Origin of the sequence: Paenibacillus turpanensis (genome assembly GCF_011421635.1) — a bacterium.
In the GTDB taxonomy this organism is placed as follows: Bacteria; Bacillota; Bacilli; order Paenibacillales; family YIM-B00363; genus Paenibacillus_AK; species Paenibacillus_AK turpanensis.
In genome coordinates, this window is sequence record NZ_WTLI01000005.1 from 65,074 (window position 1) to 80,154 (window position 15,081).

Consider the following 15,081-nt stretch of genomic DNA (forward strand, 5'->3'; position numbering starts at 1 on the left):
ATAATCAACGGATCATTTCAGTTATCCATTCGTCGTTAACTTGCAAGGAGTTATCGAAACGACGGACAACAAACAGCAAAACGGTTTTTGAAGAGTGTTCAGTAAAAACTGTGTAGTAGAATGTGTAAAAAGGAACCGGTTAAATACCGATTCCTTTTTCTGCGTGCCATTCTAAAGTGAGCGTGCTCCGTCTATTTACTGTTGTTTGTATATTTATTAGACGCAAATGCAAGCGCAGCCTCCTTCGGAACACTCTTTTTTGGCATAAAGAATGTCAAGAAGACGGCGATGACAGCCAAAGTCGTCATGAACCTATAGGAATCGCTCGTGCCCAGTACCGAGGAGAGCGTTGCGATTTCTTCCACGTTCGATGCGCCAACGTTCCCTTGGGACAGATTGGCCTCATGTCGTGCGGATTGCACCGAATAGACGGAAATGACTAAAGCGGTCCCGACTGCACCGGCGATTTGACGAACCGTGTTATTAACGGCGGAGCCATGTGTGCCCAAAGTTCTGGGAAGCGCGTTTAACCCCGCCGTATTCAGAGGCATCGTAATAAAACTCAGACCGATACGTAGGCAGATGGTACGAATCATTAAGTACATATACGAGGTCGAAGTCGTTAATTCCGTCACCGCCCACATGGACGGAATGATAAAGAAAAGACCTGTAAGAAATAGCGGCTTCGGACCGAATCGATCGTATAATTTGCCGGTAACCGGTGACAGCAGCGCATTGATGACGGCGCCTGGCAATAACAATAAACCTGCTTCGAATGCTGTAAATCCTCGTCCGTCTTGAAGGTATATCGGCAATAAGATCATGTCGGCGTATAACAGCATGGTGACCAGTACGTTGATAACGGATGTCAGCGTAAACACTTTATTCTTGAACACATCCAAGTTCAGTAACGGCTCCTTCGAACGGACTTGTCGGATACAGAATAAGGCGGTGAACAAGAGTCCCCCGATAAGTGTGAGGAGAATGAAGGGATCGCCCCATCCTTTACTGCCTGCGCTGCTGAATCCGTATAGGATTCCTCCGAACCCGACAGTGGAGTAGAGGATACCGATAAAATCCAAACTGGCTCTTGACGTCTCAGATACGTTTACTAAATATTTCATTGAAAGTAAGATCACGACGACTACGAACGGCGCAAAGCCGATAAATAACCAACGCCATGAGACATAGTCGATAATGAAGCCTGCCAACGTAGGCGCAATGGCGGGTGCGAAGATGACCGCGAATCCAATTAGGCCCATTGCGCTGCCCCTCCGTTCCGCCGGGTAGAGCGCGAGAACGACGCTCATCATAAGAGGCGTAATGATTCCCGTTCCTGCCGCTTGAATCATCCTTCCCGTGAGCAACACCCCAAAATTTGATGATATCGAGCAAACGACCGTACCGGTCAATAGAAAAAGCATCGAACTAATAAATAACTGCCTAGTCGTAAACCGCTTCATTAAGTATGCAGTTACGGGAACTAATACGCCGTTTATAAGCAAAAATCCGGTCGCAAGCCATTGAACGGTGGTTGCTGAAACTTGGAAAACGTCCATTAATTCGTTTAACGCAACGTTGAGCAGCGTTTGATTCAATGTTGACAAGAAACAACCCAGAATCATTACGAACATGACGATTCCCTTGTTTATCTTGTTTCTCTCTAACTCCATTAAAAATCTCCTTCCGGTTATTGTTTTATCGACATAATGTCAATAAAATAGATAGTAGCATATCCATTTGTCATTGCACATTTGCAAATCAGGTGAAAACGTCGACTAATCGACAGTTTTCTTTCCCTTTGACTAGGAAGTTGAAGTTAATCGATAAGGAGATCAGGAATGTCGAATATGAAGAGAGAAGATCCTCGTGCGACACGTACGAAGAAGGTATTTAAATCGGCGGTGCTTTCTCTACTGTTAGAAGACTCAAACCTTTCCCAGTTAACCGTTCAGAAGATTGCCAATCGAGCAGAATTGAACCGAGCTACATTTTATTTGCATTATCAAGATATTAATGATTTGCTGGAACAAATTACGAATGAAATGTTCGACGAACTGTCTATAAAATTGCGCCCACTTGAGCAGGCTGACCTGATGAACGATAGAGAACAACTCGTCGTCTTTCTGGACCACATTTATGTAAATCGTAAACTACTTTCGATACTATTCGAGCAGAAGCGTTTCGAACCTCGGTTATTTGGATTGTTGAAGCATCTAATTGAATCGCGAAGGGCGAAGCAACTGGCGAAGCTCTCCCAAGACTACGTGTCAATTGACATTCTCACGTCATCGATATTTGGGATTATCACATGGTGGATCCGAGACGGGCTTCAGTTTAGCTCCGAATATATCGCCGATCAAATTTCGATGTTGTATAGAAAACGCGGTGATTCGGAGATACGGGACAGAAGGGACGCGGTGCGAAAATAGGTTGTATTTGACGTTTCAACTGTATATCGAGGTTTTAGGCGGGGATTTATTATTCAATAGAGTGGAATAGTGGAACTTACTAAGCCCGCAAATTATTATTGCAGAGAACGATTTCAGTTTGTTTTTGGCATAAATGATAAAACATCTATATATTGGGATCGTGGTGAACGAAAAAACTCATTATAGGCTTACGTGAGAACGCGTGAGCCTAATTGTAAGCATCATGCAATCAAATTGTTTGGTTCAATTACATATAACTGACCAAAAACACTACCCGGATGTCTGGCGGTTATTTCAGATTTATAAGTTAACATAATGTATATTATCGGACATTGTTTAGATAAAATGCAACCAGCCAAATAAAGACCCTCAATCTTAGAGGGTCCAGATTCTTAGAGAATCGAATAGTTGACCCAACTACCTTGAATGCCTCCCATCTTATCAAAAAAGCGTTGAGCTCTTTTATTTTCGGCAGCCGTTATCCAAGACATGTGAGTAAACTGATGTTCCTTTGTGTACCTATGACATTCTAAAAACAGTTGCGATTCCACTTCTGTATCTCTGTACTGCTCTATTACAAAAAGGTCGTTCATTACAGTGTATTTATCTGCTTTCATAGTGCTGAATGTAAAGTATAATGTGGCAAAACCAACTAACTTCTCATCTTGTAATGCCACAAACTGCACACCTTCTTTTTTCTCTAAGAGTGTTTGAATCAACTGATGAAGTTTTTCAGTGGCAGGTTGGGGTTTCTTATAAAAACCATCAATGTACTCATACATTAACTCAGTCAAACCGTTCAAATCATCAATTTCTGCATATCTTATGACAAGTGACATAATACAACCCCTCCTTATGATTTGTATAAATATACATTATTTTGTATCAATACACAAGAGAATTTGTATGTTTGAAGTGTCGGAAGACAAGAATTTCCTTTTCTATTTCACTGCGTAAAAGCCACAGATGCCCTTCCTCTAGCCGTTGCCTTCATTTTTTCTGTAAAATCCTAAAGGACGATGAAATGAAATCATAGCTTAAGGACGCAGGTAACTGCAGAAGACGGCTGTCTCTTCGTTCATGATGGTAAAGGAACCCAAACGTTGAAGCCGATTGGAGCTCTCCGGTTCAACCTTATTCGCACATCTAAAGCGAGGTTACGAACTTCATCTCCGGAAAGCGGTTATCCGGTCCTTTCAATAAGTTTCCGCCTTGATTTTTCAAGTACTTATCGAAAAAATCCAGCATATAGGCATTGATAACGGCGTTCGCTCTTTGGGGCACAATCTTTCCTGTAATGCCGAGCATGTTGAACATCGGAGAAATGAACTGTACGTCGGCAAAATTCAAATGCTCCGAATTTTCGACATAGAGGACTTGTCCCCCTTCGTCGACCGCTTTCCGCATCCGTTCAAGCTCCAACTTTTTATCTTCTGTTACTTGATCCTCCCACTCTCTTGTTGAGCCCAAACGGTTAAGCTCCGCATCCGTGTAGACCCGATTATCAATCACCCTTTTTAATTGTTTTAAATAGTTTTCCGAGTGGATGAACAAAAACGGCTTTCGAAGACCCTCTCGGTCACGCAGACGATAAAGCCCTCCATCAAGGTCGACTCCAACCGCGATTCGGGGATCGTAAGCAGCGTCATACGCCGTCGCCCCGCCGATGGAATGACCGAACATCCCGACATGACGGAGATCCATCCTCCCATTGAGTTGACTTGGAATTTGCCCCGATTGGATGAACTCAAATTGGTCCAGCACGAACGCCACATCTTCGGTTAGTACTTTTCCCAACTTGTCACGATTTTCTCTACTCGTCCGGTAATCCTGGTCGGGCGAGAATAAGTCGTTCGTTGTATTGGTCGTGATTCGGCGGTCTGGAAACTCGGTTGCAAATGTATTATAGGTGTGGTCGATTACGGCCACGATATAGCCGTGACTCGCGAGATTCTCGGCTTGCGACGTGTGGAGGAACTTGGAGGAGCCGTTGCCTGGACTCGCAATGATCAGCAGATATGTATTTTGTGCCGAAGACACTTCGGCCCCCGAATAACTATGACTGGATATGTACTTCAGGTGTTCAAAAGTAAATTCGGGAAGGCCATAGCCAGCGGCCATATAACGTAAAATTTGGGGATCGGGCACTAAGGGAACATTCTTACCGATACCAGATTGAGCCGGATACCATACCTGAACCATTAATTCTCTCATACCATTTCTAGCTTCCGCAAAAATCTCTTTCCTGTTTGTATCCACGAAGTGAAAAGTGTGCGTACCAACCTTATATTCGCCTGTCGGTTCAGGTAATTTAAATACTGGAAAAGCATACATGAGACCCGCTGTTACGATCAGCATTATCGCTATAGCCGTATAAGCCGATCCCAACATGAATCTCGGCATTTTTTGGAGGTCGGGTTTCTTGAAATAGCTATAACCTGAAATGGCTAGGAAAATAATGGTTATGCAATATGTAGAAAATAGCTGAACTCTGTATCCTTCCACCGTCCAATGAATGACCAGCAAAAGTGTGGTAATCCCGCTGGTAACAAATACTGGAATTCTGCGCCGTCCTTTTTTTAATAGAACTGTTAATGCAAACAAGCCGATGTTCGACAATAAAAGCAACAGTTCAAACAATCTCACCTTCAAGTCTCCTTTTAAAAAGTTTCCATTCTCGTGCGTTACAACAGACCTGACAGACTAACCTAGCCCCTCCCTCCTTTCGCTACTTCAACATTAAGACGGTTTCGGAATCCAAAATGTATCAGTTACGTTTTTGTAAGCAGCCCGTTAGCTGATACGCCGGCCAGGAGTTTTTTAATCCATCCCCTTCCTCTAGTCTACAATGGGGTCAAGTTCTTGTTGCGCAGCTACAAACGGGACAAGTTCTTGTCGTTGGCGAGCGACAAGTCCAATTTAATACAAAAACCCGCGTTTCAGGCGGGTTTCAATCGGGTTATGTTGTTGTCTTTATACGGGTTTGATTAGACGTATGTTCTTGTCGTACGACATGTCTTCAAGGATATGTGGACGACAATTTCACTTTTCAAATATCCATTCTTCCCCTATTACACGTATGTATTTTTTAGTTTCATTTTTAGAGTGGCACTGGCTTGAGAAATCTTCGTGATATATTTCTAAAAAATGCTTTTGTGAATGGATTTCAGTTATACTGAACCTAAGGACCATTTCGCAAAGTAAAAGCAATCTTAAACTTCTTGAGGAGGCATCCATGAAAAAGCATTTGATGTCCTTAGTACTTACCTGCACAATGTTCTTCAGTGTAGCAAATTCTGCTTTCGCTGAAGAACTACCTGTAGTTGATGTTTACTTCAATGATCAACTGCAAAAGTATGAACAACCTGCTGTCATTTTATATGAGTCTACCTATGTTCCTATGCGGCCGATTTTTGAAGCTTTTGGAGCTAAAGTGGAGTGGGATGAAAAAAGCAGAAAAATAACAGCAACTAGAGGGAATACGGTGATCGTACTTTACAATGACAAAAGAGATGTTGTTGTCAACGGGAAGAACACTTTGACCGACACTCCCCCTCGAATGGTAAATGGATATACGATGGTTCCATTACGATTTGTTAGTGAGCTATTAGGTGGACACATTAAGTGGAATCCAAATACTTTTACGGTAGAAATTATTGATCCAATGACTACTACAGATCCAAGCAAGAGGCATCCTGATGCAGACTTACCCGTAATTCATCGCGAACCTGGCGACTTTACACCGAGGTTTTATCTTGATAACAAACAAATTGAATTTATGACCACACCCGTAATAGAAGATAGATTTGCGTTTTACCCTGTCACGGAGCTGGCTGATCTTTTCGGTACAAATTTAGTTGAAAACCATGATGAAGGTACAGTCATTTTTGACTACATGTATGGTAAGGGTATTCTTACGGATGGAAAAGCTACATTTACATTTCTATCCAAACCTAGCGTTGATGGCGAGGAAGTAAAAACGCGTGGCCCTGGTTTGAGAAAAATTAACGGTGTGTTTATGATTTCAAATAGAGACCTTGGTCTACTAATGGAAGGAAGTAATAAAAAATACAGCGGTGTTACTTACATCATGAACGGCGGCGAACAATATTATAACCAAGTATTTTTTTCTTATGACCAAATCCCTTCGGTTTCGTATACAGCAGACGTAAACGGCAATAAGGTATCAGATACAGATAAAATCACCTTGGAAGAAAACTCAAATTATGTAGATGTATTATTTAATGCTTCAAACTACACTCTTCCAATAAGAGGGTACGAATCAAGAGGTCAGTGGACCAGAATCGTGAGTAATTCTGATACCAATATTCATTATGTCATTACCTTCCGGGGTAAAGTAGAAAATGGAATGGCCAAAGGCGAGCTCGAATACAAAAAAACGATTAGAGACAAATCAACGAAAGAACAAATAGGAACTCCATTCTCTAAAAAGGTAAACGCAGAAATTCCCTATGAAAATCGGGAATTAAGATTAGCGTGGAATGAAGCAATTACGTTGTTAGGTGTGGAGTAACCCTTCCCCCGCTTAGTTCTTATGATATCCTAATTGAACCCGCTTTTTCTGCGGGTTTCAATTAGGGTTATTGTTGTAGGCAAGACATTCATGCTGCACTCTTTGAGGCATTTATGAAAAAATTCAAGCAAGGATAATTATTTGTTGTTTGATATATTTGTAAATATGTCGTATATAATACCGATTAAGCCAACGATTAAAATTATAGACCCCAAAAGTTTGGAATTCCCGAAAAAGGTATGATAGATACCTACTCCAGTTGTAGGATAAGCCACGTACGAAATTACATTTTTTCTCATTGTAAACATTCCAATCTTCATTAATTTTAATACTCACCACAATTTATAAACTGAATTTTTAACACTTCTACCCTTTCTACGCTTGAAGGGTATTCAAGCTTACATATTTCGTTAGCTTGTGATAGTAACAACTGATATCCCATTGGCGATATGAAGGAGATCTTATTCTGATCCGGGTCGGCTAAATGAGGAAATACAATCGTAAAGGTCTCAGTTGATTGATCCTCCATATAACGAACACTCAATTTGCTTCCAATTAATGCCCTTGAATGGAGAATATCATAATTAAAATTCTCAAGAATAGCTTCCACGGCAGTAATATATGTAGTTATCATCCCTTCTACTATGCTTCGTTTCAAGTCTTGCGCAGGAAAATAAGTATTTAAAAATGCAATCTTTTCTTCATCGAAATAAACGAGTTGATTAATGAGTTGTTTTCTGGAACCCTCTAGCATGAAACTACGGTTCATAGTAGATCTCTCCCCCAATTCGGAAATGTTCTCTAATCATTGCCTTAAAGCTATAAAACTCCATGTTAATTCCACCTCATTATAGAAATCTCCGCAATAAGAGACTATCGATGTTTCAGAAATTGTTGAATCTGTTTACACACAACTTTCATACCTCCTCGTGTTATGTATAGGTCCTCCACCCCTTTAACCATTTAATGTAAAAAAATGAATGATATGAAGAAAGACATCCCGCATGAACCGTGCGGAATGCCTTCATCTTTCCACCTTATCAGTACTTGAAAAAGGTGTCAACCTTTTCCAATTAATCCTGCTACACTTTCTGTTGATTTTACAATCAGGATCTTCCTCGCCATGTTTACACCTGCTTCATCCGGGAAACGGGTGTTTGGCAGCGGATACTGGAGCACCTCTCCCCTTTCAACATTGCACGATCTCTGACCAAATTTGTAAGACCCTTATCCAGAACTCTTTTAGAAAAGAAAAATCCCTTACTGCTACAAAATTCTTACAAAATAATTAAACTTCCTTCGCATATACCTCGCTTGGCAGTTTAGACAAATGTACGAGCAAGCTTGCGTTTTCTATCCCATCGTTTACAAAAGAGAAGCGTTCCTCGCCCGAACAATGGACGGCGGTACCCTTCGTAATGATTTGGTGTCGATCATCAACCATTAATGTACCGGTACCTTCAAGAACAAACACATAAACATCGGACCCCGGATGTGTATGCGTCGGTAGGGCTTGACCTGGCATGAAGTTCAACACGAACATTACGCTTTCGCCCTTCTTAAAGAGAATTCTCTTCGTAAATCTTTCTTGGTTGTATTCCATTTCAGTAATGACAGATTTCATTTCCATAGCTTTATTCCTCCATTTTCTACATAATACCTCTACTCCAGTTGCGCAAAGTATCCATATCAAGAAATGGTTAAACCGTATCGAACTAGCTTCTCAGCTAAGAAACCGCTTGGCTTGCTCGTACAATCCGCCCATCCCTCCGTACAGGGTGTAGAAAAAGGCGTCGGGCGCATTCATCGAAAACGAAAAATATTGCTTTGGATCAACGCCGAGCATTTCTTCGAACAAAACGGCTGTATCGTAGGCGTAAAAGCAGAAGTATGTGTATTCGAATTCCGGCATCATATCAAATATTTTCACGATTTCTTCAGCATACTTCAGAATATTTTCTGCAGCCTTACGCACCATTGTGAGTGCGTCTTCTATTCCTGCGTGGATACGAATCGTCCTCGGATCGACAATTTCAATGGAAGCCATGTCCGCGCCTCCTTTATTCTTGTTTTCCGATGCGGACCCGGAACTCTTCCGGCCCCTGTTCGAGATATTCCCAAGTGAATAAACCGCTTCTTGTCGCTTGGAATTGGAAAAACAGTGGACGAGGGTCGTGATCGTTAATGAGCAGCATGGCCTCCCCTACCGACAAAGAATCGAACGTTTCAAAGATGACTTTATGTTTCAGCTGAGGCGGATACTCGGGTGCTCTAATTACTTTAGCAAATTCGTTCATGTGAATCCCTCCAGTGTGACTTTTGCTTGCAATGTAAGTATATCGCCCTGCGATATGAAGCTTTGTGAGCAGCGTCACACGTGAAATCCTGTTCATCATCTCATCATATCTCTACACTAAACGAAGAAAGGCTACCGATCGATTTCTCGGCAGCCTCGTTAGGTTGTTGGATTAATGTTCCCTACACAAATTTCTCAAAAATCATTTATTATATTGCAATAAAGGAAATAGCACCAAAAGAAATGCTCACCTTTACGAATCCCCATTTTGTTCCAGGCCTTCTTTATCAAGGGCTTTTGTCTTGAAGAAGCACTTAATTTCTTCACGATTGTCCTTCTCTACGAGAATATATAAAATATCGCCGGTTTGAATTCGTGTATTCCCTTTTGGGGTTACAATTTTCCCTTCCCGAATGACAGCAGAAATAAGAGAGTCTTCGGGCAATTTTGCATGACGTATTTCGGTTCCTGAAATCCTTGAATCTGCTTCAACTTCAATTTCGATCATTTCTTTATTGGTTTTCCCAATCGAAACCAGCTCCAAGCTATGCGGAAGGGTTACCTTCTTTCCGCCTGATAATCCAAATTTGTTGGCTAGCGGTGAAATGGTAGACCCTTGAATCAGTGCAGAAGTAAGCACTACGAAGAAGACGACATTAAAAATCAAGTGGCTATTTTCCAGTCCGGCAAGCATCGGATAAGTAGCCAATACAATGGGTACCGCCCCCCGCAAGCCTGCCCATGAAATGAAAGTCATTTCCTTGATAGTAAACTTCATGAACATCAAGCTTAGGAAGACTCCGACAGGGCGGGCCACAAACATAAGGAGAGCGGACAAAGCCAAACCTTGCCAGATGACATGAATGAGTTGTTCAGGGAAAACCAATAACCCGAGAAGGATGAACATAAGAATTTGCATCATCCATGCGAATCCTTCGTTAAAGCGAAAAATGGAATGCCTGTATGTCAAATCCGAGTTTCCGACCTTTACAGCCATAACGTAAACAGCTAACAATCCGCTACCTTCGAGCATTGCCGTTGAACTGTACGTTAATATGGCGAGTGCCATCGACAATACAGGATATAATCCTGAGGAATCTAAATTAATTTTATTGATGACCCATACGGAGAGTTTTCCGAAGAATAGGCCGAGACCTAGACCAAGACCCATCTGCCAAAAGAAACCAAACAGGAGGGAAATAACGCTAGTTTCTGGATGGACCATTAGTTCAATCAATGCTACCGTTAAAAAGATAGCCATCGGGTCATTAGTTCCCGATTCTGCTTCTAGCGTTGATGTAAGCCTAGCCCGGATGTTCTTATTGCCCAAAACAGCAAAAACTGCGGCGGCATCCGTCGAACCCACGATTGCCCCAAACAATAGCCCTTCTACCCAGCTTACATTTAGAATGTATTTTGCAAGAACCCCTATGATCGCTGTGGTGACGAAAACACCGCCTGTCGCAAGTGTAACCGAAGGAACAGCAACTTTTTTAACATTGGCCCATTTCGTCTGTAAACCGCCTTCAAAAAGAATAACGATAAGTGCTAGAGTACCAAACAATTGGGTCAAGTAAGCATTATCATAATAAATGAATTTACTCAAGATCATCCCTACAACAATAAAGAAAACAAGCGAGGGGACTCCCAAACGAGCAGAGAATTTGGTGGTGATGACCCCAATGACAAGTAATGTGGAAAATATAAGAATTGTACTATCTACTGTAAATGCCTCCAAAGACACGACTCCCTTCACCCATCCATATATCCAGGCCAATGGTTCAAGAGGGCCATTTTATGTTTATAACTAATTATACATAACAAGTGAATAGAAGTGTTGCAAAAGTATAGGTGGGTTTGGCCTCCTCGTGACTAGGTCATAGAAAGGGTCAAGTTCATAACGGTCTTGGTATGTCCTAAGTAGTTGTGGGTTTATGTTTAGGAATTACAACGATGGATAAAATAAGTTGAGTAAAAATAAACCATGGCCAACAATGAGGTTGAATTTGACGAATAATGCGGAGGGCATATATGAAAAGAACAGTAATTTTTGACGGTCAGGACTTCCAAATTGAATATGAGAATAAAGATCGTTACGAATTGGTTAAATACGCTCCAGATGGTGAAGGTACAAGAATTATAATTTCAAAAAAGGATTGTTCAATTGACGCCCAAGGTAACATTAGAGCTGATCATTTTGAAATCGATGGTCACTATAGATAACCTTTCTACCGGATGCCTGTGAAGTCCAACTCATCAATGCTATACCTGTACACTAGACATTTGTCGGGAGTTACTTTGCGTAACCAAATTTTGTGAAGGAAATGTGCTTTCCCAAGTTAGCTTATTTCCGTAAAATCATCTCCATCGATTTCCCCTTTGCTAATTCATCGATTAACTTGTCCAAATAACGAATTTCCTGCATAGTTCGTTCTTCAATATCTTCCACTCTGACACCGCAGACGACACCTTTTATCAAAGATCGCAAAGGATTCGGTTGTGGGGATTCTGCAAAAAATGTCTCAAAGTCCGTCTGTTTTTTCAGTTGCGTTTCTATCTCTTCCAGGCTATAACCTGTCAACCAACGAATAATCTCATCAACTTCTGCTTTCGTACGCCCCTTTTTCTCCGCTTTCGTAACATAATGAGGGTATACACTTGCGACACTCGTTTTATAGATTTTATGTTTGGTCAGGATACTTCCTCGCTTTCTGCACATTCTTTTATGTAACCATAACCAGCCTTGATAATATCATTCTCAAAATGAGTTATCGTTACACTTTCAGGAGCAACCGCTACATGCTTTTTAGAAACACTCCGCTGCAATCCCTGATTGACTAATACAAATAATGATATACCATTATCACTATAGTACGTATGTTCATGGCCTTAGCCCGAATTATTACCAGAAGGTTTACATCAGGGTGTAGGTAAACAGTGTTTTTGAATTATGGAGGTTAGAGTATGGCGAAGATTTTATTGAAGGAAATGTACTTTTTCATTGGGGGGTATTTCGGAACCTCTCACCAGGTGTATTTGAATACAAAAAAATCCGTACCGATATTAAAATATGCTTCCTCTGAAGAATTTGATGTAGATATTAAAAGCGATTTAAATGGTCTCGTCGATATTCTTCAGATTCCACTAGATGAAATGTGGTTTGAGTCAATCATGATTTCCAATGTTGTAACGTTATGGATTGGCAGAGCCGTTACGAAGATAAAAATGTATTGGACGGTACCCATTGGTTGCTTGAAGTTACATTTGATAATGGAACTTCCGTAAAGCGTAGCGGCAGCAACGCCTATCCTCCTCACTGGAGTAATTTACTTTGTTTTTTTCAGAAGTATGGGTTACCGAAAATCTCATAAGGGGAACTTTGTTCCATTTGGCGATAATGAGCGTCTTACGACAGGCAAACAAAACCACTTCAGCAGTAGTGAAGTGGTTTTGTTTTGTTAGCGTAGTTTCCGCTGATCATCTAGCTAAGACCGTAGGCGGGGCCATTTTTGCGAATTCCTTGTAGCGGAGCTGCATAACTGATTTTCAAACCATAAGTCTTTTGCTTTTCCCTTCCCAAAAAATATCCAAAATGTAAAAGAAACATCTTGCTATTTCGCCAGCCTTCTTAATTGTTCAATCACTGCATCCGTGACTTCCTTCGTCGTAGCGCGCCCACGTAAATCAGGTGTCTTCACGCCGTCTTCCAATGAATTTTCAATCGCTGTCAGGATTAGATCGCCTAGTTCTGTATATCCCATAAAGTCAAGCATCATCTTCCCTGTCCAGATCTGTCCGACCGGATTCGCTATACCCTTGCCTGCAATATCAGGTGCAGATCCATGCACTGGCTCGAACATCGATGGATACTGTCGCTCAATATTGAGATTAGCGGCTGGGGCAATTCCAATACTTCCCATGATAGCGCCGCCCAGATCGGTCAAGATGTCGCCGAAAAGATTGGAGGCAACGATTACATCGAAAACTTGCGGCTTCATTACGAAAAAGGCGGCTAGGGCGTCAATGTGAGTAACCGTCGTACCCACATCTGGATATCTAGCCATCACTTCCTTAAATACATCGTCCCAGAACGGCATACTGTGCGTGATGCCATTCGATTTCGTCGCGCTTGTTACGTGTCCTCGGCGCTGTTGGGCTAGCTCGAAAGCGTATTTCATTGACCGTTCGGTGGCCTTGTGTGTGAACACAGCACTTTGGATTGCAATTTGATCCAAGCCTTGATGAATTCTTCCGCCGACTTCGGAGTATTCGCCTTCCGAATTTTCACGTACAACGACAAGGTCGAAGTCGCTTGGATTCTTAAGCGGAGATTCCAGTCCTCGCAATAGCTTCGCTGGGCGGACGTTAATCGTCTGTCGGAATCCTCGGCGGATCTTAATAAGGAGTTCCCAAAGCGAGATGTGATCAGGAACAAGATGCGGCATACCCACGGCTCCGAGAAACACTTGATTGAATCCGCTTAGCGTGTTCAATCCATCAGCAGGCATCATTTCCCCATGTTTCAAGTAATAGTCACAGCTCCAAGGAAACTCTGTCCAACGAAGTGAGAGTCCACCGTGAATCTCAGCAGCCGCGTCCAGCACACGGAGTGCAGCAGGTACTACTTCCTTGCCGATTCCGTCGCCCGGGATCACGGCAATCTCAAATATATTGGTCATTTGAATACTCTCCCTTCCTTCTTAATAAACACATACACAGGCAACTACGGCCTGTGTATGTGTTTTTACTTTACTTTTGCTTTTTATTTACGTAATCCCTTATCTGTAGCAATCTTAGTGTACAACGCTGTCTCATCCTTCACGAGTTGACCGAAATCCGCAGCATTGAGGTAAGCGCCTTCTGCACTGATGGCTTTCAGCTTCTCTTGGAATGCTGCGTCATTCGCCGCAGCTGCCAATGCTTCTTCCCACATCGCCACGATCTGAGGAGGAGTTCCCTTCGGGAAGGATACCCCTGACCACCATTTAGCTTTCAATGCAGTTAAGCCTTGCTCCGATACAGTTGGTACATCAGGGAAGTATGGGCTTCTCTCGTCTGATGACACAGCAAGCATCTTCACCTTTCCGGACTTTACCATCGTTGATACTTCACTTACTCCCTGAATTGCAAGGATTGCATGTCCGCCGGCAATCTTAGGCATTGCGTCTGCTGCACCCTTTGTCGTGATCATTCTCGCCTTGCTGTAATCCCCTCCGACACTGTCTAAGAACTCCACTAAGCTGAACGTTGCAATTGCCGTAGGACCGGAACTCGTGAATGTTAGCTCGCCCGGGTTTGCCTTTACCCATTCCGCAAATTCATTGAGATCCTTCCATGGTGCATCGTTTTTTACAACGAATGCGAGTGGATCCTCAACCACTTGAGCCGCAAACTCGAAATCATCTGAAGTGAACGTCAAGTCGGACTTTCCGCCCATAAGTGCCGTGGTACTCGACACGTTATGAATAAGAGCTGTGTACCCATCATTTTTTGCTTGTTTCAATACGGCATCCGTAGCTAAAGCGCCTGAAGCACCTGGTTTGTTCACAACCGTAATCGATTGTCCCCATTGCTGGCTCAGGTAATCGGCAACGGCACGTGCAGATAGGTCGGTTCCTCCGCCCGCCGCAAACGGAACAACGATTTCAATCGGCTTCGTAGGATACTTAATCCCCTGTTTTACTTGATTCGTTGTTGTGCCCGAGGACTTATCACTTGGTGAAGTGGATTGAGAACCAGCGCCGCCGCAACCTACTAGAAAAGATGCAATGAGAACGAGACTTGTAGATGCCTTGAGTAGAGAAATCTTCTTCATGAAA

15 protein-coding genes and 1 pseudogene are annotated in these 15,081 nt (G+C 42.4%); 4 read left to right on the forward strand and 12 right to left on the reverse strand.

From position 1 onward, the window contains the following. Positions 1-191: 191 nt before the first annotated feature. Positions 192-1,673, reverse strand: a complete 1,482-nt coding sequence (locus GQS10_RS06030) for a DHA2 family efflux MFS transporter permease subunit (protein WP_166240087.1) — start codon at positions 1,671-1,673, stop codon at positions 192-194. 168 nt (positions 1,674-1,841) lie between these two features. Here GQS10_RS06030 and GQS10_RS06035 point away from each other — a divergent pair, with 168 nt between their 5' ends. After that, the gene (locus GQS10_RS06035; RefSeq protein ID WP_166240089.1) at positions 1,842-2,432 is read left to right on the forward strand and encodes a TetR/AcrR family transcriptional regulator; all 591 of its coding nucleotides are present in this window, start codon (positions 1,842-1,844) and stop codon (positions 2,430-2,432) included. Positions 2,433-2,824: 392 nt separating this feature from the next. Here the strand turns inward: GQS10_RS06035 and GQS10_RS06040 are convergent, their stop codons facing one another. Both GQS10_RS06040 and GQS10_RS06045 read right to left on the reverse strand, forming a co-directional pair. Then, positions 2,825-3,271, reverse strand: coding sequence for a GNAT family N-acetyltransferase (locus GQS10_RS06040; RefSeq protein WP_166240091.1), 447 nt, complete (start codon positions 3,269-3,271; stop codon positions 2,825-2,827). Between the two features lie 307 nt (positions 3,272-3,578). Continuing rightward, on the reverse strand, positions 3,579-5,078 hold the full coding sequence (locus tag GQS10_RS06045) for an alpha/beta hydrolase (protein WP_166240093.1): 1,500 nt from the start codon (positions 5,076-5,078) through the stop codon (positions 3,579-3,581). A 589-nt stretch (positions 5,079-5,667) separates the two neighbouring features. Here GQS10_RS06045 and GQS10_RS06050 point away from each other — a divergent pair. Then, entirely contained in the window at positions 5,668-6,966 is a 1,299-nt protein-coding gene (locus GQS10_RS06050) for a copper amine oxidase N-terminal domain-containing protein (protein ID WP_166240095.1), read from the forward strand. Positions 6,967-7,291: 325 nt separating this feature from the next. Here GQS10_RS06050 and GQS10_RS06055 read toward each other — a convergent pair whose 3' ends face one another. From GQS10_RS06055 to GQS10_RS06075, 5 genes are all read right to left on the reverse strand, one after another. Next, on the reverse strand, positions 7,292-7,735 hold the full coding sequence (locus tag GQS10_RS06055; RefSeq protein WP_166240097.1) for a GreA/GreB family elongation factor: 444 nt from the start codon (positions 7,733-7,735) through the stop codon (positions 7,292-7,294). A 519-nt stretch (positions 7,736-8,254) separates the two neighbouring features. Continuing rightward, positions 8,255-8,596, reverse strand: a complete 342-nt coding sequence (locus tag GQS10_RS06060; RefSeq protein WP_166240099.1) for a cupin domain-containing protein — start codon at positions 8,594-8,596, stop codon at positions 8,255-8,257. 93 nt (positions 8,597-8,689) lie between these two features. Further along, positions 8,690-9,013 (reverse strand): hypothetical protein, encoded by a 324-nt coding sequence (locus tag GQS10_RS06065; protein ID WP_166240101.1) that lies wholly within the window; start codon positions 9,011-9,013, stop codon positions 8,690-8,692. A 13-nt stretch (positions 9,014-9,026) separates the two neighbouring features. Then, positions 9,027-9,263 carry a DUF2249 domain-containing protein gene (locus tag GQS10_RS06070; RefSeq protein ID WP_166240102.1) on the reverse strand — a complete coding sequence of 79 codons (237 nt, stop codon included), beginning with the start codon at positions 9,261-9,263 and terminating at the stop codon, positions 9,027-9,029. A gap of 252 nt (positions 9,264-9,515) precedes the next feature. Then, on the reverse strand, positions 9,516-11,000 hold the full coding sequence (locus tag GQS10_RS06075; protein ID WP_166240104.1) for a potassium/proton antiporter: 1,485 nt from the start codon (positions 10,998-11,000) through the stop codon (positions 9,516-9,518). 293 nt (positions 11,001-11,293) lie between these two features. On the opposite strand from GQS10_RS06075, the gene GQS10_RS06080 reads away from it, so the two are divergent. After that, a complete protein-coding gene (locus tag GQS10_RS06080) occupies positions 11,294-11,485 on the forward strand; it encodes a hypothetical protein (RefSeq protein WP_166240106.1) in 192 nt (63 codons plus the stop codon). A 121-nt stretch (positions 11,486-11,606) separates the two neighbouring features. Here the strand turns inward: GQS10_RS06080 and GQS10_RS06085 are convergent, their stop codons facing one another. Together GQS10_RS06085 and GQS10_RS23055 are read right to left on the reverse strand one after the other, a co-directional pair. Further along, entirely contained in the window at positions 11,607-11,957 is a 351-nt protein-coding gene (locus GQS10_RS06085; protein WP_166240365.1) for a DUF2200 domain-containing protein, read from the reverse strand. A 23-nt stretch (positions 11,958-11,980) separates the two neighbouring features. Then, positions 11,981-12,079: pseudogene (locus tag GQS10_RS23055) on the reverse strand (iron chaperone); the annotation flags it as partial. A gap of 147 nt (positions 12,080-12,226) precedes the next feature. Between GQS10_RS23055 and GQS10_RS06090 the strand changes: the two are divergent. Continuing rightward, on the forward strand, positions 12,227-12,547 hold the full coding sequence (locus GQS10_RS06090; RefSeq protein ID WP_166240108.1) for a hypothetical protein: 321 nt from the start codon (positions 12,227-12,229) through the stop codon (positions 12,545-12,547). Positions 12,548-12,873: 326 nt separating this feature from the next. Here GQS10_RS06090 and GQS10_RS06095 read toward each other — a convergent pair whose 3' ends face one another. Further along, complete coding sequence (locus GQS10_RS06095) at positions 12,874-13,941, reverse strand: tartrate dehydrogenase (protein ID WP_166240110.1); 1,068 nt, start codon at positions 13,939-13,941, stop codon at positions 12,874-12,876. Positions 13,942-14,024: 83 nt separating this feature from the next. Beyond that, positions 14,025-15,077, reverse strand: a complete 1,053-nt coding sequence (locus GQS10_RS06100) for a tripartite tricarboxylate transporter substrate binding protein (protein ID WP_166240112.1) — start codon at positions 15,075-15,077, stop codon at positions 14,025-14,027. Positions 15,078-15,081 lie beyond the last annotated feature (4 nt).

What these genes read in the sequence shown, in the direction of transcription:
- GQS10_RS06040 (WP_166240091.1), bottom strand. Translation starts at nt 3,271, where the DNA reads ATGTCACTTGTCATAAGATATGCAGAAATTGATGATTTGAACGGTTTG.
- GQS10_RS06080 (WP_166240106.1), top strand. Translation starts at nt 11,294, where the DNA reads ATGAAAAGAACAGTAATTTTTGACGGTCAGGACTTCCAAATTGAATAT.
- GQS10_RS06065 (WP_166240101.1), bottom strand. Translation starts at nt 9,013, where the DNA reads ATGGCTTCCATTGAAATTGTCGATCCGAGGACGATTCGTATCCACGCA.
- GQS10_RS06100 (WP_166240112.1), bottom strand. Translation starts at nt 15,077, where the DNA reads ATGAAGAAGATTTCTCTACTCAAGGCATCTACAAGTCTCGTTCTCATT.
- GQS10_RS06050 (WP_166240095.1), top strand. Translation starts at nt 5,668, where the DNA reads ATGAAAAAGCATTTGATGTCCTTAGTACTTACCTGCACAATGTTCTTC.
- GQS10_RS06090 (WP_166240108.1), top strand. Translation starts at nt 12,227, where the DNA reads ATGGCGAAGATTTTATTGAAGGAAATGTACTTTTTCATTGGGGGGTAT.
- GQS10_RS06035 (WP_166240089.1), top strand. Translation starts at nt 1,842, where the DNA reads ATGTCGAATATGAAGAGAGAAGATCCTCGTGCGACACGTACGAAGAAG.
- GQS10_RS06055 (WP_166240097.1), bottom strand. Translation starts at nt 7,735, where the DNA reads ATGAACCGTAGTTTCATGCTAGAGGGTTCCAGAAAACAACTCATTAAT.
- GQS10_RS06070 (WP_166240102.1), bottom strand. Translation starts at nt 9,263, where the DNA reads ATGAACGAATTTGCTAAAGTAATTAGAGCACCCGAGTATCCGCCTCAG.
- GQS10_RS06095 (WP_166240110.1), bottom strand. Translation starts at nt 13,941, where the DNA reads ATGACCAATATATTTGAGATTGCCGTGATCCCGGGCGACGGAATCGGC.
- GQS10_RS06030 (WP_166240087.1), bottom strand. Translation starts at nt 1,673, where the DNA reads ATGGAGTTAGAGAGAAACAAGATAAACAAGGGAATCGTCATGTTCGTA.
- GQS10_RS06060 (WP_166240099.1), bottom strand. Translation starts at nt 8,596, where the DNA reads ATGGAAATGAAATCTGTCATTACTGAAATGGAATACAACCAAGAAAGA.